Origin of the sequence: Streptomyces sp. MUSC 14 (assembly GCF_001866675.1) — a bacterium.
Classification (GTDB): Bacteria; Actinomycetota; Actinomycetes; order Streptomycetales; family Streptomycetaceae; genus Streptomyces.
Window position 1 is genome coordinate 212,666 of the sequence record NZ_MLYN01000017.1, and the last position, 17,665, is coordinate 230,330.

The following is a 17,665-nucleotide window of genomic DNA, read 5'->3' on the forward strand; positions in this document are numbered from 1 at the left end:
GACGGGGTACGGCTCCGCTACTTCAGGATGTTCACGGCTCGGGCGACCACGAGGACCACTGTCACCAGGGACACCGACGACTGGAGCATCATCAGCATCTTGGACCAGCGGGACAGGGGCATGACGTCGGTCGGGCTGAAGGCGGTGGCGTTGGTGAAGGACAGGTAGAGGTAGTCCAGGAAGGCCGGTTCCCAGTCCGACGGGGCGATCTCCGGGCTCTGCATCTGGACGAAGAGGAAGTCCGCGTACCGGTGCTGTCCCTGGACCCGGGCCATCGGGCCGCCCCGGTCCCACTCCCAGTACCACAGGGCGAACACGATGACGTTCGTGACCCAGATGACGCCGCCGGTCAGCAGCAGCGGCACCGCCTGGTCGGCTCCCTGACCGTTCACCAGATCCGCGACGAGCCGGACCGCCGCCCAGCCGTTGGCCAGGCTGATGACGCAGATCAGGGCGAGGCCCAGCCATCGCAGCCACCGGGTGCCGGGCTCCACCCGGCGGGGGTTGGCGGCGACCAGGCCGGCCAGCAGCACCAGTTCCAGCACGGGCATGGCCCAGGCGGGGTGCAGGAGGATGAGCCGGTGCGGCAGCGTGAGCTGGAGGCCGACGGCCGTGAGGATCACGACGGTGACCGTCCAGCGTGGCTCCCCCCGGGTCACTCGCTGCCAGGCGGGGACGAGTTCCCGCTCACCGCTCTCCAGCAACCGCTCGATCCTGGCGAGGCGGCTCTCGGCGTCGCCCGTCCCGCCGCCCGTGTCGTCATGCATGCCGTCGTTCATGAAGAGGATTGTCGCGGGTGGCCCCCTGCCTGCGTGAACCCCCCTCACGCCTCGGGCGGAATGCTCGACGCGCGCGCCGGAGCCGGACCGGGCCGACGCGAGCCCACGGGCAGGAGGGTGCGGCCGTGTGTCTCGTTGATGACGGTCGCCGCCGACGCGTACCAGGCGGCCAGCCCCGTGAGGATGCCGAACCATCCGCCGATCTGGGTCAGGGCGTGCGGCTCGGACCCGGTCTGGAACGCGCCGATGGCCAGGAAGACGAAGGTGAGCGTCAGCAGCACCAGCACGGCCAGCACCGCGAGACCGACCCGCAGCGCGGCGACGGCCATGTAGGCGGTGAAGACGGCCCACCCGAGCAGGAACAGGCCGAGGGCGTTGTGCGCGTCACCGGCGAGGGCCAGGCGTGGCGCGATCCACCAGTAGCCCAGCCAGAAGGCGCCGTACGAGACGAACACCGTGGCGCCGAACGTGTTGCCGCGCCGGAACTCGAACAGGCCCGCCGCGAACTGGGCGAGACCGCCGTAGAACAGGGCGAGCCCCAGCACCGGAATGATCGCGGCGCCCTCCTTGAGCAGGTTGGCGTTGATGACCGAGAGCAGCAGGGTGGTGAGGGCGAAGCCGGCCAGGCCCAGCGGGGCCGGGTCGCCGCGGGCCGCCGCGGGCTGGGTGTGCGCGGGCGGCTGCTCCGGGTGCAAGGTCCTCGTGTCCTCGTTCATGACCGGTTTCCTTTGTCTCCCGTTGTCCGTCTTTCCGAAAAGTACCCGTTTGTCGTATTCATTAGGCATGTCCGGGCCGGGTGAATGCAGGCCCGGACATACGAGGAGGAGGCCGAGGCGTCGGCGGCCTTCTCCCAGGAGCCGTACTCGGCGTGCAGCTGGTCGGCGGTCGGGCCGAGCGGGTTGCCGTACTTGGCCATGTCGCGCCCGAGCCGGCTCCTGCGGGGTCTCGCGGCGGATCTGGCACGCCACCGGCTCGGGGCTCGTACAGGCTCCGGTGCTCGGCGGTGCCGTGGACAGCGGGGCCACGACGACCGGGCCGCCGCAACAGTCCGCGCACCGGGCGGGCGCCGCCGCGATCACGGTGGGCAGGGTGGTGGCAGCCACAGTGGCCAGAACAACGGCGGCGTCGCAGGACGCACGGGGTGAAGGACGGTACACGCAGGGTGCCGGTCTTCGGACCTGCGGGGGCCGGGGGCGGGTGGCGCGCGCGAAGACCACACCAGGGAGCGACACAGGCGGTCGGTGACGCGTCGATCCGTCAACTCCCTTTGTCCGAAGGCACGATGCCGACGGCATCCCGAGAGCAGGACACCGCCGGGCCCCGGACTCGTGACCGGTCCCAGGCTCTGGCCGGCCTCCAGCAGCGTCGGGGCCCTCAGGGCTCGCGGTGCTCGTGGGCAGCCTGTTCCAGTGCCGCCGCCTCTTCCTGGGCCAGGCGGGTCTCGGCCTCGACGTCGATCGAGCGGGTCAGCCACCAGTACAGCAGGGCCGAGACCGGCAGGCCGATGAACAGGGAGATGTCGGCTCCGCCGAGCGCCTTGGCGGCGGGGCCGACGTACAGGGTGCCGACGGAGAAGAACGGGATCATGGCCGCGAAGCCGACCACGTAGGCGATGATGCCGTGCCAGCCCCAACGGCCGTAGATACCGTGGGGGTTGAAGATCTCCGCGATGGCGTAGTGGCCGCGGCGGACGACGTAGTAGTCCATGAGGTTGACCGCGGTCCACGGGATGAAGAGGTAGAGCACGAGCAGCAGGAAGTTGTTGAAGTTCTCAAGGAAGTTGGCGGTCGCTGCCAGTGCGCCCACCAGCGAGAGGGCCGCGGTCAGGCCGAGGGTGAGCAGGCGTACGCCCAGCGTCGGCCGCACCCGCTTGAACGAGTCGATGCCGCTGATGAGGGTCAGCGAACCGCCGTACATGTTCAGGGCGGTGACGGACACCAGGCCCAGGGCGGCGAAGAGCAGGACGATCGTGCCGAAGCCGTCGAACACCTTGTTGCCCGCGGCGTTGATCGACTTGATGGTGTCGAAGTCCTTGCCCGCCCAGGCGGCCAGCAGGGTGCCGAGGACCATCAGCCAGATACCGCCGAGCGCGGAGCCGAAGTACGTCCAGTAGAAGGTCTTGCGGACGGTGACCTTCGGCGGGAGGTAGCGCGAGTAGTCGGAGACGTAGATGGCCCAGCTGATCTGGTACCCGGCGACCACGCCGAACTGGGCGAGGAACGGCGTCCACTTGAAGCCGCCGAGGTCGAAGGAGCCCGCCGGGTAGTGCAGAGTGGCCAGGACGCCGACGGTGAAGATCCCGAAGATGACGAGGAAGGTGTACGTCAGGACCCGCTCGGCCTTGTGGATGATGTCGTAGCCGACCAGCGCGATGACGAGCGCGACCACGGTGACCACGACGACCCACAGCTTCACGCTGCCGTGCAGGGTGGTGTGCAGGGAGTCGGCGGCGAGGATGCTGTTGAAGACGTTGAAGCCCGCGTACTGCACATAGGCGAACAGCCATACGAGGAGGGCACCGACGTAGCCGAACTGCGGGCGCGACTGGATCATCTGCGGCAGGCCCAGCTGGGGCCCCTGCGCCGAGTGGAAGGCCATGAAGAACGTGCCGACGACCGTGCCGGCGACGATGGCCAGCAGCGACCAGACCAGATTGCCGCCCGAGGTGATGCTGATCAGGCCCACGGCCAGGGTGGCGATCTGGGCGTTGGACATGAACCACAGCGGGCCCAGATGCCAGAGCTTGCCGTGCCGCTCGTTCAGGGGGACGTAGTCGATCGACCGGACTTCGAGGCCTGACACCCTCGGCTCCGCTGAAGTACTCATGACGCCTCCCGAACCCGGTCCGTCCCTGAGGGACATTGTTCTCCCGCAGGGGCCCGCTGACGAGTGCTGAGGTGCGGGTTCGCGTGATCGTTACCGGCGTCAGGCGGGGAACGCGTCCGAGAGGCGGACGAAACGGTGGCCGGTGGCGAGCAACTGCGGGACGGCGCTCGCGATGCCCTCGGCCGTGCCGCCCTCGGGGTGGTTCATGTGGCAGATGACGATGGAACCGCCGGGCGCCGCCGCGACGGTCTCGTGGACCTGCCGGTGGGTGAAGGTGGCGCCGCCGTCACCGTTGACGGAGAAGCTGGCGAAGCGTTCCCCGAGGTCGCGGACGATGTGCGAGGCGACGTCGTCGCAGTACGCGGTGCCGGAGCGGAAGAACCGGGGCGGGGCGCCGAGCAGCCGGGTCAGCTTGGCCCGGTTCCCGGCGACCTCGTCGTACACCTCACCCGCGCTGCGGGTGCCGGGGATGCCGTAGGCGGAGCGCCCGGAGACCGACAGCGGGAGGTGGCGGGTGCCGTGGTTGGCGATCTCGAACTGCGGCTCGCCGGCCAGCCGGTGGAACTCGGCCGGATTCTCGTCGATCCAGCGCGAGTTGAGGAACAGGGTCGCCGGGACCTGCCGCTTGCGGAGGAAGTCGATCAGGTCACGGTCGAAGCCGCTGCCGCCGCGGCCGCCGCACGCGTCGAAGGTCAGCGCGATCTCGTTCCTCGCGCGCGGCAGGGAGTGCACCACTCCGGGCGCGTCAAAGCCCCAGGAGTGCGGCACGCTGTGCCCGTAGCGGGCCACGATCCGGGCGCGGGTGACGGTGGGTCCGGTCGCGGCCCCCGAAGCCGGGGCGGTGGCGCGGGACGGTACCGGGGCCGGACCCGTCTGCGACGAGCCGGGGGAGGCGGCGGAGGCGTCAGTGCCCTTGTTCGGGCCCGCGCACCCGGCGAGCAGACCGCCCGCCATGGCGGCGAGCACCACGCGACGACCGGCAGTCATCCGTCCACTCCTCCACGCCTGAACCAATGCGCTTGATCCCATGCACCTGAACCAACGCAACTGAACCCACACGACTCGTCGAACACACCTGGTGGAGGCCGCCGCAGCCGACAGTCTCCCCCATCGGCCACCGTACGCAGCGCGGCGGCCCCGGCTGTGAAGACGCAGGTAAGCGCCGGTAAGAGGTCGTCCAGAATCACTCGACATGCGGCATGTCCCACTGCCGCCGACTGCGCCACGGTGTCCGGCGGCCGTCGCCGAAAGCCGGTTGAGATGCCGCCCTGCGGTGGGGAAGGCTCCGGGGTCATGGAGTTCTTCTGCTACCACCGCGACCGCCCCGGCTCCTTGCCACTGCGCCAGGAACTGCTGCAGGAACACTGGTCCTACATGGACCGGTACGCGCGGGAGATGATCGCGCGCGGCCCCACCTTCGCGGCCGACGGTACGACGCCCACCGGCAGCGTGCACATCGTCGACCTGCCGGACCCCGCCGCCGCGCGTGCGTTCGCCTTCGACGAGCCCAACTACCAGGCCGGCGTCTACCGGGACGTCCTGCTGCGCCGGTGGCGCAACATGCTGGGGCGCACCATGTGGGACTTCCCCGGCGGCCGGACCGACGGCAGCCGCTACCTGGTGCTCGGCCTCGGTGCGGAGCCCGCCGCCGAGCCCGCGCCGCCGGCCGACCGGGACGTGCTGATCGCGTACGGACCGCTCCTGTCGGACGACGGTACGGCCCGGCTGGGCACGGCGGCACTGGTGCGCGCGCCGGACCCCGACACGGCTCGGGCCGTCCTCGCCGCGGACGTGCACGCGGTGGTCGAGGTCCACGAGTGGGAGTTCGGCGGACGCCGGACGTGAGGCGAAGCCGCCTGCCGGGGCCCCGCTCCGGCAGGCACGCCCACCCGCCCGCGTCGCCACGACGGCTCCGGCGATGCCGCCCTCGTCGGCCTCGTCGGCGTTCTCCAGGGGGCTCCCCGCACGAGGACTTGTAGCCCGTGATCAAAGGGCGAGCGGGGCCCGGTCATGTCGCGATACGGTCCGACCATGCCCCTGCCGGCGAAGACCGCCTACTCCCCGTCCTCCGTCACCGCGGACGACCTCGACCTCGCCCTGCGGCTCGCCGTCGCCCTCCTGCGCGAGGCACCCCCGGACGCCTGGGACGGCACGGCCGGCTCGCTGGAATGGGACTGCTGGGAGACCGTCGAGCATCTCGCCGACGACCTCTTCGCCTACGCCGCCCAACTGGGCCCCAGGACACCGCCGTTGGAGGGCGAGGTCCCCTTCGTGTGGCAGCGCCGCCGGCCCGGCGGACCGGCGAACGTCATCCACGCCGACCGCACGGCGGGGTCCGCCGGGCTGTTGCAGGTGCTGGAGGCGAGCGGCGCGCTGCTGATCGCCATGGTGCGTACGACGCCCCCACGGGTCCGCGCCCACCATGTCTTCGGCATCTCCGATCCCGAGGGGTTCGCGGCGATGGGGATCACGGAGACCCTGGTGCACACCTACGACCTGGCACAGGGGCTCGGCCTGGCCTGGCGCCCGCCCGCCGATCTGTGCGCGCGGGTGCTCGCCCGGCTCTTCCCGGACGCCCTCGGGTCCATGGATCCCTGGCGCACCCTGCTGTGGGCCACCGGACGCGGCGAACTGCCCGGCCGCGCCCGTCTGACGACCTGGCGCTGGGACGGTACGCCTCGCGCCCAGGGGGTGCCCGACAACGCCCTTGGCGAAGAGGGCGCCTACGGGTGGTAGAGGGCTTTGGCGCGCTCCATCTCGACAGCCTGGCCCTCCCCGAGATGCAGGAAGTAGTTCACCTGCCAGGACTGAGTGCCGGCTGCCTGACGGCTGGTCGTGGTCACCCATGGCGGGTAGACGCGGAACCCCCGCTTCCCGCCGGAACCGCCCCTGGACACGATGCCGCGCTCGCACAGCACCTCGCGCGGGAACACGAACTGTCCGAAGCCACCGCCGTCATGACTGCTGACGACGAAGAGGTCGACTCCGTCATCGGCGTCGAACGGCCGGATCGGGCCTTCGGCGGACCGCTGCCACACGGTGACGAACTGGCCGACCTTCGTCGGGGTGGTCCTGGCCACGCGAAACCTGACCAACAACCCGTCGATCGTGAACCCGTGAGCCGCGTATTCGGCGCTCTCCGGTTCGGGCACCGGCCGCGAACAGGCAAAGCCACCCGGGTCGTACACCCGTGTCCTCGCTGCCAGCAGATCACCGTGAAGCCCTGCCCAGGGCTGATTCGCCACCATCCTCACATCCTGCCAGCACGCCCGCCGGAGCCACCCGCGTGGCATACCACGGGCGTACGTCCCCGGGCCGATGCCGAGCGGGTGACGGCTCATTAGTCTCACGTCATGCTCACCTCACCGGCCGACCCGCTCGGCGCCGCCGTACCCCGCAAGGACTTGCCGCTGCCGAGGAGGACGACGGTCGCCGACGGGGCGTGCGGCGCGCTGTACGTCTTCCTGGTGCTGGTCCTGCTGACGGGCGCACCACGTGCCTCGGGCGTTCTGTACGCCGTGGGATGCCTGCTGGCGTCGAGTCTGCTGACCGGGGTCGTGCGCCGGAGGCCGGCGGCGGTTCTGGCGCTGACGCTGGTCGGGGCCACCGCCGTGGTGGTCCTCCCGCACCGCCCCGCCGCCATCGCGCTGACGTTGCAGGGGCAGGCCCCGTTCGTGTCGTTCGTGGCGGCGGACCTCGCGCTGGGGCTCATCGTCGCCACGCGGTCCCGGCGGGCCGCCCTGGCCGCCGTGGCGTCGGCGTTCGCCGTGCAGCTGCTGGTGACAAGCGTCTTCTCCCACGGGGACTTCCTGGTACTCAACGGTGTCATCGGCCTGCTGGCACTGATCGCGTCCTGCATGGTCGGGCTGCTGTTCCGCGAGCGCCGCGAGCATGCGGTGGCGCTGCGCGCGCAGGAGGTGGCGGAGGCCGTCACGGCCGAACGGCTAAGGATCGCAAGGGAGTTGCACGACATGGTCGCGCACAGCATCGGCATCGTCACCATCCAGGCCGGGGTGGCCGGCCGGGTCATCGACACACAGCCCGGGGAGGCACGCGAGGCGCTGCGGGCCATCGAGGACACCAGCAGGCAGACCCTGTCCGGCCTCCGCCGCACACTGGTGGCGCTCCGCCGGGCCGACCCGGACACGACGGCCGCGGCGGGCGCCGGGGAGGACTCGCTCGCGCCCGTGCCAGGGCTCGCGGACCTCGAACGGCTCGCCGCGGCGACCGCGGGCGCGGGAGTACGGGTCGAGGTGCACGTCGGCGGGGAGCAGCGGCCGTTGCCGGCCGAACTCGACCTGGCCGCCTACCGTATCGTGCAGGAGGCGCTGACCAACGTGGTCCGCCACGCGGGCACCGGGCACTGCCGGGTGGCCGTGGACTACGGGGACGAGGAGCTGACGGTGGAGGTCGTCGACGACGGGCTGGGCGCCACCGGTCCCGGCCCGGGGCACGGCTTCGGGATCATCGGCATGCGCGAGCGGGCGGGGCTGCTGCACGGGCGGCTCAGCGCGGGTCCGCGCCCCGAGGGCGGCTTCCGGGTGGTGGCACGGCTGCCGTTGCCGGAGTCCGTCGCGGCCGGGACCGATGCCCGATGAGCATCCGGGTCGTGCTCGCCGACGACCAGCCGCTGGTGCGGTCCGGGCTGCGTGTCCTCATGGCCGACCACCCCGACCTGGAGGTCGTCGGCGAGGCCGCCACCGGTGACGAGGCGGTCCGGCTGGTCGAGGAACTCGCCCCCGACGTCGTGGTGATGGACATCAGGATGCCCGGGACGGACGGCATCGAGGCCACCCGCCGGATCACGGCCGGCCCGACGGCGGCCCGGGTCCTCGTCCTGACCACGTTCGACGAGGACGACCATGTGTACGGCGCGCTGCGGGCCGGGGCCGGTGGCTTCGTCGTCAAGGACATGGCGCTGGACGACATCCTCGGCGCGATCCGCGTCGTCGCCGCCGGAGACGCGCTGATCGCGCCCGGCGTGACCCGCCGCCTGATCGCGGACTTCGTCGGCCGCCCCGCGACCGCACCGGAACGCCGCGTCCGGCGTCTGGCGGGCATCACCGAGCGGGAACGCGAGGTACTGGCCCTCGTCGGACGCGGTCGCTCGAACACCGAGATCGCGGAGGACCTCTTCATCACGGTCGCCACCACCAAGTCCCACGTCTCGCGCCTGCTCACCAAACTGGGCGCCCGCGACCGGGTCCAGCTCGTGATCACCGCGTACGAGACGGGGCTGGTCGAACCGTACTGAGCCCTCACATCGCGTGCACACCGGCGTCGACGGCCTCGGTCCAGTACAGATACCCCTCCCCCTGGACGAACATCTCGCCGATCTCGTACCGGCACCACTCACGCCACTCCTCGGCGAAACCGGCGCGGTCGCGCAGCCAGGCGAGCGGTACCGCCGGGAAGTGGGCGCGCACGACACGGTCACCGCTCACATGGATCTCGGCCGCGATCATCAGCCCGCTCTCCGCGTCGATCTCGCGCTCGACCTCGGCCACGCTCACTCCGCGGCCCGCGAGTTCGGCGACGTACGCGAGCACGGTCTCCATGCCGTCCCGCTCGTGCTGCTCGTCCAGTTCGAAGAGGTCGGAAATGTCCTCCGGGCTCCAGGACCTGGGCGTGGGCGTGGGCGTCATGTGTGATGGACCTCTCCGAAGTCGTCGAAAAGGGACAGCCTACGGCCAGGAGCCGTCGCCGTCGGGGAAGGAGATGTCGGCGACGTTGTCGGCGTACGACCCCCAGGTGGAGGTGTCGGTCAGCCGGCGCCGGACCCGGGCGGCCGTGACGCCCCGGATGGTGATCGCCTCCCGGCGGCCTCAAGGACGGGCCGTCGCGGAACACCTGCTGATCGCGAGTCCCGCCCGGGCGCAGCGCGTCGCCGGATACCGCGCAGCCGAGGACCTGTGTGCCCCGCTGCGGGAGGTGCCGATGGTGACGTACGCGGAGGATCTTCCGATCGTTCGGCGCTACTGGCGGACCGTGTTCGGCGCGGGCGCCGGGTACGGCCTGCCGGCCCGTTCGCCGTGCGAGGAGCACCTGGACTCCGGGCGAACGCCCGGTTCAGGGGCGCGCGGTGGTGAAAACACCCTGGGCGCAGTGGGGAAAGCCCCCGGCGGGGAACGGTGACTGGCAGGCTGTTTCGGCCGCAGCGCCGTCCGCAGACTCGTCTGCATGACGATTTCCACCGACACCGCCGCGGCCGCCGGCACCACAGACACCCCCGTCGCGTCCGGAGCGCCTGCCGCCCGCTCCCGCACGACCGGCTCCGCCTCCGGCAGCGACTTCGCCCGGCTGTCCCGACGCGTCACCGAGGCGGGTCTGCTGGAGCGGCGCCCCGGCTACTACACGGCACGGCTCGGTCTGGTGATCGCGCTGCTGGCGGCCGCCTGGGGGACCTTCCTCGCGCTCGGCGACACCTGGTGGCAGCTGGCGGTGGCCGCGTTCCTGGCGTTGATGTTCGGGCAAGTGGCGTTGGTGGCCCATGACTTGGCGCACCGGCAGGTCTTCGGAAGTGCCCGCAGGAGTGAGATCTGGGGCCGGCTCTTCGGCAATCTCGGGATCGGCATGAGCTACGGCTGGTGGATGAACAAGCACACCCGCCATCACGCCAACCCCAACCACGAGGAGCTCGACCCCGATGTCTCCCCCGACATCCTGGTGTGGTCCACCGAGCAGGCGCGCAACAGCCGGGGGCTGGCCCGGCTCATCGGCGGGCACCAGGCGCTGCTGTTCTTCCCGTTGCTGACGCTGGAGGGGTTCAATCTGCATGTCTCCAGCGTCCGGGCGCTGCGTGCGCCGTCGATGAAGAAGCGGGTGCTGGAAGGCGCCCTGCTCTTCCTGCACATCCTGGCCTATGTGTCGGCGCTGTTCCTGGTGCTCTCCCCCGGCAAGGCGGTGGCCTTCGTCGCCGTCCACCAGTGCCTGTTCGGTGTCTACCTCGGCTGCACCTTCGCGCCGAACCACAAGGGCATGCCCACCCTCACCGGTGACGACCGGCCGGACTTCCTGCGCCGCCAGGTGCTCACCTCCCGCAACGTGCGCGGCGGCCGGCTCACCGACGTGATGCTGGGCGGGCTCAACTACCAGATCGAGCACCACCTGTTCCCCAGCATGCCCACGCCGCATCTGCGCCGTGCCCAGGTCGTCGTGCGCCAGTACTGCGCCGAGATCGGGGTGCCGTACCACGAGACGGGGCTCATCCAGTCGTACCGCGAGGCTCTCACCCACATGCACCGGGTGGGAGAGCCCATCAGGCAGCTCCGGAAGGCGTCCTGACGATCCACCGGACCGGATCGGTGTCGCCGCCAGGGCACCGGCCCGTCAGCCGGCCCGCACGGGATGACCGGTGCCGGTCTCCGTCGCGGGCCGAACCGCCCTGCCCTCAGCGGATGTTACGGCCGCGGCGACTGCGATCGACTGCCGTGGGTCGACATGACGCCCAGGCTGTGCTGGCCGACCAGGTGGGCCAGGACGATGACCTGGCGCAGGGAGGGCCGATCTGCAGGGCGAACTCCGTCGCGCGTACGGTCAGGCGGTGGCGAGGAGTTCGAGGGTGTCGATCACACGGTTCGAGAAGCCCCACTCGTTGTCGTACCAGGCGACCACCTTGACGTGTCGTCCGTCGACGCGGGTGAGGGCCGAGTCGAAGATCGAGGAGGCCGGGTTGCCGGTGATGTCGGAGGACACGAGCGGGTCCTCGGAGTACTCGAGGATGCCGGCCAGCGGGCCCTGTGCCGCGGTGCGGTAGGCCGTCAGGACGTCGTCACGGGTGACGTCGCGGCGGACGGTGGTGTTGAGTTCGACGAGGGAGCCCACGGGGACCGGCACCCGGATGGAGTCGCCGGACAGCCTGCCGTCGAGGCCCGGCAGCACGAGGCCGATCGCCTTGGCGGCGCCGGTCGTGGTCGGCACGATGTTCACGGCGGCAGCACGGGCGCGGCGGGCGTCGCGGTGCGGGCCGTCCTGGAGGTTCTGTTCCTGGGTATAGGCGTGCACGGTCGTCATGAACCCGTGCTCGATACCGGCGAGTTCGTCGAGCACGGCGGCCAGGGGCGCGAGCGCGTTGGTGGTGCAGGAGGCGTTCGAGACGACGGTGTGCACAGCAGGGTCGTAGGCGTCGGTGTTGACGCCGTAGGCCAGTGTGACGTCGGCGCCGTCCGAGGGAGCGCTGACGAGGACCTTGCGGGCGCCCGCGTCGAGATGGGCGCGTGCGGCCTTGGCCGAGGTGAAGCGGCCGGTCGACTCCAGCACGAGGTCCACGCCGAGGTCGGCCCACGGCAGCTGTACCGGTTCGCGCTCGGCGAGCACCCGGATCCGGCGGCCGTCCACCACCAGGTCGTCCCCGTCGGCGGCCACCGGGCGGCCGAGCCGGCCGGACGTGCTGTCGTAGGCGAGGAGCCGGGCCAGGGCGGTGGGTTCGGTGAGGTCGTTGACGGCGACGACCTCAAGAGAGCTGTCGCGTTCCAGCAGCGCGCGCAGCACGTTGCGTCCGATGCGGCCGAATCCGTTGATGGCGATGCGCGTCACGGGTGGTGTCCCTCCGGTTGATCGCTGCGGGTCACCACCAGCGTCGCGTGCGGCGTACGGCCGTGGCAGTGTCCGGAGCGCCACGGTTCGCAAGGATCGCGCCACAGCGTCCTGCGCTGGCTCTCGCCGGATCATTCGCCGCGGGTGAAGGTGCGCCGGTACTCGCTCGGGGTGGTGCCGAGGATCTGCTGGAAGTGCAGGCGCAGATTGGCGCCGGTGCCGAGTCCGGCGTCGACGGCGATCTGCTCGATGCCGCGCCCGGAGCGTTCGAGCAGTTCGCGGGCCAGGTCGATGCGGGCGCGCATGACCCACTGCATCGGTGTGTAGCCGGTGTCCTCCAGGAAGCGCCGGGAGAAGGTGCGCGGGGAGACGGCCGCGTGCCGGGCGAGCACCGCGAGGGTGAGGTGTTCGCCGAGTCGGTGCAGGGCCCATTCGCGGGTCGCGGCGAACCGTTCGCCGAGCGGCTCGGGCACGCTGCGCGGCACGTACTGGGCCTGGCCGCCGCTGCGGTAGGGGGCGGCGACCAGGCGCCGGGCGGCGTGGTTGGACGCGGCGACGCCGAGGTCGCCGCGGAGGACGTGCAGGCAGAGGTCGATGCCGGAGGCGGCGCCGGCCGAGGTGAGCACGCTGCCCTCGTCGACGAACAGCACGTTCTCGTCCACCTGGATCAGCGGGTGCCTGGCCGCGAGTGCCCGTGTGTAGTGCCAGTGCGTCGTCGCACGCCGGCCGTCGAGCAGACCGGTGGCGGCGAGGGCGAAGGCGCCCGTGGAGATGGCCGCGAGGCGCGCGCCCCGCGCGTGGGCGGCGCGGAGCGCGTCGACGACGGCCGGCGGCGGGGCCTCGCGGTCCGGGAACCGGTAGCCGGGGAGGAAGACGATGTCGGCCCACGCGAGCGCGTCGAGGCCGTGAGCGACGTGGTACGACAGCCCGTCGCCGCCGGTCACGAGCCCGGGCGCCGCACCGCACACCCGCACCTCGTACGGCATGCTCGCCCGGGTCGTGAACACCTGCGCGGGGATGCCGACGTCGAGCGGCTTCGCGCCGTCGAGCACGAGGACGGCGGCGCGGCGCAGACGGGAGGGGGACATGGCGACCAGGGTACGAGGGGGTGCGAGGGGCGCGGTCGCCGGTCGTAGGGCGGGTGGGGCGCGGTGGGGTCAGCCCGCCGTACGGCGCAGGACGAGGCAGGCGAAGCCGAAGACGTCGCGGTAGACGCGCAGCCACTCCTCGCGGTGGACGGTGGCTGCTTCGAGTGCTTCCTCCGCGTCGGGGTCGTCCGGGTGGTCCAGGGCCCAGGACGCCAGTGATCCGGTCCAGGACCACTCGTAGTCGTCCAGTTCCTGACGGGTGCTCACATGCCCGTGGACAGGGGTCCAGCCGTCGGCGACCACCCGGTCCACGGTGGTGGGCAGGTCGGCGAACTCGCCGAGCATCTTGACGGCTTCCTGGCTCGGTGCGCGCTCCCAGACGCCCTCGCCGACGAGGACCTGGCCGCCGGGAGCCAGGTGGGTGCGCGCCGCCGCCAGGGTGGGCAGCAGTCCGCCGAAGGCGTGCGTGGCGCCGACGCTGAGGACGAGGTCGTAGGTGTCGGTGGCGCGGAAGACGGCGGCGTCCTTGCGGTGCAGGGTGAGGCGGGCGCGCACGCCGAGTTCCGTGGCGCGCTCGCCGGCCCGGGCCAGTGCGTCCTCGGAGAGGTCCACACCGTCCGCACGGACACCGGGGTAGTCGGTCAGGGCGCGCACCAGCCATTCGCCGGCGCCGCAGCCGAGGTCGAGGACGCGGGCGTCCGCGCGGTGGAGACCGCGCTGGAGGAGCCGGTGCACCGAGGCGTCGCTGAGGGGCGCGGCGATCGGGTGGTCCGCGTGAGCATGGCGGGAGATCAGATCACGGTTCACTCCGGGAGCATGCCAGCAGGCCCCACCGGTCCCGCAACCTGATTGTGGGGATCACCCGTTGGTGTGCCCGCTGACGGTAACCGGTCGGTCGTCGGTGCGGCCCGAGGTGCAGATGACGTAGACGAGGTGGAGCCGGGCGGACACGAGATCGGGCCCCGCCGGTGGTGAACCGGCGAAGCCCGCTGTCCTGGAACTCCGGGACCCGTACGCCCGTTGGGCCAGGTCAGTCCGTGCCGGACTCCATCGCGGCGCGGTCCAGCAGCACGTCCTCCTCCGGGGCCTCGCCACGCGAGGCGATCGCCTCGGCGCCGCCGTGGGCCATCGCGCCGATCAGACCGGTCGACGCCGCCTGCGCCGCGCCGATCAGCGCCGGGTGCTCGGTGCCGACCATGCCGAGGCCCGCGTACTGCTCCAGGCGCGCACGGGAGTCCGCGATGTCGAGGTTGCGCATGGTGAGCTGACCGATCCGGTCCGAGGGACCGAACGCGGAGTCCTCGGTGCGCTCCATGGACAGCTTGTCCGGGTGGTAGCTGAACGCCGGGCCCGTGGTGTCCAGGATCGAGTAGTCCTCACCGCGCCGCAGCCGCAGCGTCACCTCACCGGTGACCGCGGCGCCGACCCAGCGCTGGAGCGCCTCGCGGATCATCAGCGCCTGCGGGTCCAGCCAGCGGCCCTCGTACATGAGGCGGCCGAGCTTGCGGCCCTCGGCGTGGTACTGGGCGAGGGTGTCCTCGTTGTGGATCGCGTTGACGAGTCGCTCGTAGGCGGCGTGCAGCAGCGCCATGCCGGGGGCCTCGTAGATGCCGCGGCTCTTGGCCTCGATGATCCGGTTCTCGATCTGGTCCGACATGCCGAGGCCGTGCCGGCCGCCGATGGCGTTGGCCTCCATGACGAGCTCGACCGCCGAGGCGAACTCCTTGCCGTTGATCGTCACGGGCCGGCCCTGGTCGAAGCCGATCGTCACGTCCTCGGCGGGGATCTCGATCGTGGGGTCCCAGAACCGCACACCCATGATCGGGTCAACGGTCTCGACGCCGGTGTCCAGGTGCTCCAGGGTCTTCGCCTCGTGCGTGGCGCCCCAGATGTTGGCGTCGGTCGAGTACGCCTTCTCCGTGCTGTCGCGGTACGGCAGCCCGTGCGCGAGCAGCCACTCCGACATCTCCTTGCGGCCGCCCAGCTCGGTCACGAAGTCCGCGTCCAGCCAGGGCTTGTAGATCCGCAGGTGCGGGTTGGCGAGCAGACCGTAGCGGTAGAACCGCTCGATGTCGTTGCCCTTGAAGGTGGAGCCGTCGCCCCAGATCTGTACGTCGTCCTCGAGCATCGCCCGCACCAGCAGGGTGCCGGTGACGGCGCGGCCGAGGGGCGTGGTGTTGAAGTACGCACGCCCGCCGGAGCGGATGTGGAACGCGCCGCACGCGAGCGCGGCCAGCCCCTCCTCGACCAGGGCCGCGCGGCAGTCGACCAGGCGCGCGATCTCGGCACCGTAGGTCGTCGCACGGCCCGGCACCGAGGCGATGTCGGGCTCGTCGTACTGGCCGATGTCGGCGGTGTAGGTGCACGGGACGGCACCCTTGTCGCGCATCCACGCGACGGCGACCGACGTGTCGAGGCCGCCGGAGAAGGCGATGCCGACGCGCTCGCCGACCGGAAGGGAGGTGAGGACCTTGGACATAGGAAGAGTATGCACTATTCCGTATGGCCATGCATAGTCCGGAGGGCGGACGAGTGTCGCGAAGCCCTCGGACCTCATCCTCGGCCTCTGCCTCCCCTTCCCTCCTCTCAGCCCTTCGCCAGTTCGCCGAGCAGCTGCCAGGTGCGGCGCTGGTCCGCCTCGCCGCCCAGGTCCGTCGCGGTGAACACCACCTCCGTCGCCCCGGCCTCGCGGTAGCGGCGCACCTCGGCGGCGACGGTCTCCTCGTCGCCGATGGCCGCCACGCCGACGGCCCGGGTGGCTCCCGACAGCTCGATCACCCGCTGGTAGGAGGGGAACCTTTCGTAGAAGGAGAGCGCCTCGGTCGCCCGCTCCCGCACCCGCTCGACGTCGTCGGTGACCACGCCGGGGACGAAGGCCACGATCCGGGGCGACGGCCGGCCCGCGGCCTCGGCCGCGGCGGTGACGGCGGGGACGATGTGCTCGGCCAGGGCGCGCGGGCCGGCCAGGAGCGGAAGGATGCCGTCGGCCAGCTCGCCGGAGACGCGCAGGGCCTGCGGGCCCATGGCGGCGACGAGGACCGGCACGGGCGCGTCGACGCCCGGTACCGTCGCCGGCAGCGGTGTGGTGGCCGTGAGCAGTTCGCCGTGGAAGTCGGCGCTGCCGGTCTCCACGAGCGCGCGCAGGGCGGTGAGGAACTCGCGGAGCCGGGCGACGGGACGCTCGTACGGGATACCGAAGCCGGTCTCGGTCAGATGCCTGGTGCCGAGCGCGAGCCCGAGGTGGTAGCGCCCGCCGGTGGCGGCCTGGGCCGTCTGGGCCTGGCCGGCGACGATCAGCGGATGGCGGCCGAAGACGGGGATCGCGGCGGTGCCGACCTGGAGGCCGGGCACGTCGCGTCCGACGATCGCGGCGAGCGTCGGAGAGTCGTACGCGAAGGTCTGCCCGAACCACGCCGAGCGCACCCCGGCCTCATGGGCCTCTCGGGCCTGGCGCACCACGGTGTCGATCGGGTTCTGGAGGGAGAAGGCTGCTCCGATGGTCATACTCGGGCCAACCACCGTACGGGGTACGGGAATTCCGGCTCCCGCATGACGAACGTATGTCAGCCTCGCGAAGCCGCCCGCCCCGTGCTCGCCGTGAACCGGGCCGGTCTCATACCGGCTCGTGCGCCGGGATGTCGGCGATCCGCGCGGCGGCGGCCGCCGGCACCGCGGCCATGAGCCGGGTCAGGTCGATCTCGATGCTGCTGTCGGGCCGGCCGCTGCCGCAGTGCACCCGGCCCAGGCCGCCGACCGTCTCGTCGAACACCACCAGCGCGTCGCGGTCCCCGGAGACCGGGCACACCCCGCCGGACCGCATGCCGGCCCTGGCCAGTCGGTCGGCCCCGGCCGGCGCGAGGTCGGTGCGGCGGATCCCGGCCGCGCGGGCCGGCGCGCCGTACCGCAGCCGGGCGTGGCCCGGCAGGGCCGCCGGCACCAGCCGGTCGTCGGGTGTGACGAACGCCAGGGTCTTCACGGTCCGCCGCAGCGGGACGCCGAGCGCGGCGCAGATCTCCACGGCGTCGACCACGTCAGGGTGCTCATGAAGCCGGAACGGTGCCCCGAGCGCGGCGAGCACGTCGAGCGGGCCGGTCGATGCGGGTTCGTTCATCCCGCGGAGACTACCGTGCCGGGCAGGGCCGTTGGCCGCTGCCGACGGCTGTTTCGTGCGCGCCCGCGTCGGCTCCGGCCGGCCGGGGCGTGGCTCCGCAGCGCGGCGCGGAGCCCCGGGACGGTCGGTTCTCGACCGCCTCCAGCGGCCCGCCGCGACAGCCGGGTCGAGCGTGGACGCCACCGCGGCCGGGTCCGCGTGCCTGGAGTGGTCCCTCATGCTGCCCCGGCCCGGCTGCCTGATCGTCGGCGACGACGTCGTACGCGAGGGCGCGGTCACCGACGCCGGGAGCGACGACCCGAGCGTCCAGCGGTACGACGGCTTCG

At 71.8% G+C, this 17,665-nt stretch carries 18 protein-coding genes; 6 read left to right on the forward strand and 12 right to left on the reverse strand.

Going from position 1 to position 17,665, the window contains the following annotated elements:
* Nucleotides 1–17: 17 nt before the first annotated feature.
* From BIV25_RS10290 to BIV25_RS10305, 4 genes are all read right to left on the reverse strand, one after another.
* Entirely contained in the window at nt 18–779 is a 762-nt protein-coding gene (locus BIV25_RS10290; protein ID WP_256255722.1) for a DUF1345 domain-containing protein, read from the reverse strand.
* 44 nt (nt 780–823) lie between these two features.
* Nucleotides 824–1,495: an acetate uptake transporter family protein gene (locus BIV25_RS10295; RefSeq protein WP_071371895.1), complete on the reverse strand. Its 672-nt coding sequence runs from the start codon at nt 1,493–1,495 to the stop codon at nt 824–826.
* Nucleotides 1,496–2,153: 658 nt separating this feature from the next.
* The gene (locus BIV25_RS10300) at nt 2,154–3,605 is read right to left on the reverse strand and encodes a cytosine permease (RefSeq protein ID WP_177235221.1); all 1,452 of its coding nucleotides are present in this window, start codon (nt 3,603–3,605) and stop codon (nt 2,154–2,156) included.
* Between the two features lie 99 nt (nt 3,606–3,704).
* A complete protein-coding gene (locus BIV25_RS10305; protein ID WP_079176545.1) occupies nt 3,705–4,592 on the reverse strand; it encodes a polysaccharide deacetylase family protein in 888 nt (295 codons plus the stop codon).
* Nucleotides 4,593–4,898: 306 nt separating this feature from the next.
* On the opposite strand from BIV25_RS10305, the gene BIV25_RS10310 reads away from it, so the two are divergent.
* On the forward strand, nt 4,899–5,450 hold the full coding sequence (locus BIV25_RS10310) for a YciI family protein (protein WP_071371898.1): 552 nt from the start codon (nt 4,899–4,901) through the stop codon (nt 5,448–5,450).
* Nucleotides 5,451–5,636: 186 nt separating this feature from the next.
* On the forward strand, nt 5,637–6,341 hold the full coding sequence (locus BIV25_RS10315) for a maleylpyruvate isomerase N-terminal domain-containing protein (RefSeq protein ID WP_071371953.1): 705 nt from the start codon (nt 5,637–5,639) through the stop codon (nt 6,339–6,341).
* Here BIV25_RS10315 and BIV25_RS10320 read toward each other — a convergent pair.
* Entirely contained in the window at nt 6,329–6,853 is a 525-nt protein-coding gene (locus BIV25_RS10320) for a MepB family protein (RefSeq protein ID WP_071371954.1), read from the reverse strand. The genes BIV25_RS10315 and BIV25_RS10320 overlap by 13 nt on opposite strands.
* Before the next feature lie 105 nt (nt 6,854–6,958).
* On the opposite strand from BIV25_RS10320, the gene BIV25_RS10325 reads away from it, so the two are divergent.
* Together BIV25_RS10325 and BIV25_RS10330 are read left to right on the forward strand one after the other, a co-directional pair.
* Nucleotides 6,959–8,203: a sensor histidine kinase gene (locus tag BIV25_RS10325; RefSeq protein WP_079176546.1), complete on the forward strand. Its 1,245-nt coding sequence runs from the start codon at nt 6,959–6,961 to the stop codon at nt 8,201–8,203.
* Entirely contained in the window at nt 8,200–8,859 is a 660-nt protein-coding gene (locus tag BIV25_RS10330; protein WP_071371899.1) for a response regulator transcription factor, read from the forward strand. The genes BIV25_RS10325 and BIV25_RS10330 overlap by 4 nt, the downstream gene beginning before the upstream one ends.
* Nucleotides 8,860–8,863: 4 nt before the next feature.
* On the opposite strand, the gene BIV25_RS10335 is transcribed toward BIV25_RS10330, so the two are convergent.
* Nucleotides 8,864–9,250, reverse strand: coding sequence for a hypothetical protein (locus tag BIV25_RS10335; protein WP_071371900.1), 387 nt, complete (start codon nt 9,248–9,250; stop codon nt 8,864–8,866).
* Nucleotides 9,251–9,323: 73 nt separating this feature from the next.
* Here BIV25_RS10335 and BIV25_RS10340 point away from each other — a divergent pair, with 73 nt between their 5' ends.
* The gene (locus BIV25_RS10340; RefSeq protein WP_071371901.1) at nt 9,324–9,740 is read left to right on the forward strand and encodes a hypothetical protein; all 417 of its coding nucleotides are present in this window, start codon (nt 9,324–9,326) and stop codon (nt 9,738–9,740) included.
* 45 nt (nt 9,741–9,785) lie between these two features.
* The gene (locus BIV25_RS10345; RefSeq protein WP_079176547.1) at nt 9,786–10,889 is read left to right on the forward strand and encodes an acyl-CoA desaturase; all 1,104 of its coding nucleotides are present in this window, start codon (nt 9,786–9,788) and stop codon (nt 10,887–10,889) included.
* Nucleotides 10,890–11,141: 252 nt separating this feature from the next.
* On the opposite strand, the gene gap is transcribed toward BIV25_RS10345, so the two are convergent.
* From gap to BIV25_RS46710, 6 genes are all read right to left on the reverse strand, one after another.
* On the reverse strand, nt 11,142–12,140 hold the full coding sequence (gene gap / locus BIV25_RS10350; protein ID WP_071371902.1) for a type I glyceraldehyde-3-phosphate dehydrogenase: 999 nt from the start codon (nt 12,138–12,140) through the stop codon (nt 11,142–11,144).
* Nucleotides 12,141–12,271: 131 nt separating this feature from the next.
* Nucleotides 12,272–13,228, reverse strand: a complete 957-nt coding sequence (locus BIV25_RS10355) for a GlxA family transcriptional regulator (RefSeq protein WP_071371903.1) — start codon at nt 13,226–13,228, stop codon at nt 12,272–12,274.
* A 69-nt stretch (nt 13,229–13,297) separates the two neighbouring features.
* Nucleotides 13,298–14,035 carry a cyclopropane-fatty-acyl-phospholipid synthase family protein gene (locus BIV25_RS10360; protein WP_071371904.1) on the reverse strand — a complete coding sequence of 246 codons (738 nt, stop codon included), beginning with the start codon at nt 14,033–14,035 and terminating at the stop codon, nt 13,298–13,300.
* Between the two features lie 223 nt (nt 14,036–14,258).
* A complete protein-coding gene (argG, locus tag BIV25_RS10365) occupies nt 14,259–15,707 on the reverse strand; it encodes an argininosuccinate synthase (protein ID WP_071371905.1) in 1,449 nt (482 codons plus the stop codon).
* 107 nt (nt 15,708–15,814) lie between these two features.
* A complete protein-coding gene (locus tag BIV25_RS10370; RefSeq protein WP_071371906.1) occupies nt 15,815–16,732 on the reverse strand; it encodes a TIGR03564 family F420-dependent LLM class oxidoreductase in 918 nt (305 codons plus the stop codon).
* A 109-nt stretch (nt 16,733–16,841) separates the two neighbouring features.
* A complete protein-coding gene (locus BIV25_RS46710; RefSeq protein ID WP_177235222.1) occupies nt 16,842–17,339 on the reverse strand; it encodes an aminoacyl-tRNA deacylase in 498 nt (165 codons plus the stop codon).
* Between the last annotated feature and the right edge of the window lie 326 nt (nt 17,340–17,665).

What these genes read in the sequence shown, in the direction of transcription:
- BIV25_RS10290 (WP_256255722.1), bottom strand. Translation starts at nt 779, where the DNA reads ATGAACGACGGCATGCATGACGACACGGGCGGCGGGACGGGCGACGCC.
- BIV25_RS10295 (WP_071371895.1), bottom strand. Translation starts at nt 1,495, where the DNA reads ATGAACGAGGACACGAGGACCTTGCACCCGGAGCAGCCGCCCGCGCAC.
- BIV25_RS10300 (WP_177235221.1), bottom strand. Translation starts at nt 3,605, where the DNA reads ATGAGTACTTCAGCGGAGCCGAGGGTGTCAGGCCTCGAAGTCCGGTCG.
- BIV25_RS10305 (WP_079176545.1), bottom strand. Translation starts at nt 4,592, where the DNA reads ATGACTGCCGGTCGTCGCGTGGTGCTCGCCGCCATGGCGGGCGGTCTG.
- BIV25_RS10310 (WP_071371898.1), top strand. Translation starts at nt 4,899, where the DNA reads ATGGAGTTCTTCTGCTACCACCGCGACCGCCCCGGCTCCTTGCCACTG.
- BIV25_RS10315 (WP_071371953.1), top strand. Translation starts at nt 5,637, where the DNA reads ATGCCCCTGCCGGCGAAGACCGCCTACTCCCCGTCCTCCGTCACCGCG.
- BIV25_RS10320 (WP_071371954.1), bottom strand. Translation starts at nt 6,853, where the DNA reads ATGGTGGCGAATCAGCCCTGGGCAGGGCTTCACGGTGATCTGCTGGCA.
- BIV25_RS10325 (WP_079176546.1), top strand. Translation starts at nt 6,959, where the DNA reads ATGCTCACCTCACCGGCCGACCCGCTCGGCGCCGCCGTACCCCGCAAG.
- BIV25_RS10330 (WP_071371899.1), top strand. Translation starts at nt 8,200, where the DNA reads ATGAGCATCCGGGTCGTGCTCGCCGACGACCAGCCGCTGGTGCGGTCC.
- BIV25_RS10335 (WP_071371900.1), bottom strand. Translation starts at nt 9,250, where the DNA reads ATGACGCCCACGCCCACGCCCAGGTCCTGGAGCCCGGAGGACATTTCC.
- BIV25_RS10340 (WP_071371901.1), top strand. Translation starts at nt 9,324, where the DNA reads ATGTCGGCGACGTTGTCGGCGTACGACCCCCAGGTGGAGGTGTCGGTC.
- BIV25_RS10345 (WP_079176547.1), top strand. Translation starts at nt 9,786, where the DNA reads ATGACGATTTCCACCGACACCGCCGCGGCCGCCGGCACCACAGACACC.
- BIV25_RS10355 (WP_071371903.1), bottom strand. Translation starts at nt 13,228, where the DNA reads ATGTCCCCCTCCCGTCTGCGCCGCGCCGCCGTCCTCGTGCTCGACGGC.
- argG (WP_071371905.1), bottom strand. Translation starts at nt 15,707, where the DNA reads ATGTCCAAGGTCCTCACCTCCCTTCCGGTCGGCGAGCGCGTCGGCATC.
- BIV25_RS10370 (WP_071371906.1), bottom strand. Translation starts at nt 16,732, where the DNA reads ATGACCATCGGAGCAGCCTTCTCCCTCCAGAACCCGATCGACACCGTG.
- BIV25_RS46710 (WP_177235222.1), bottom strand. Translation starts at nt 17,339, where the DNA reads ATGAACGAACCCGCATCGACCGGCCCGCTCGACGTGCTCGCCGCGCTC.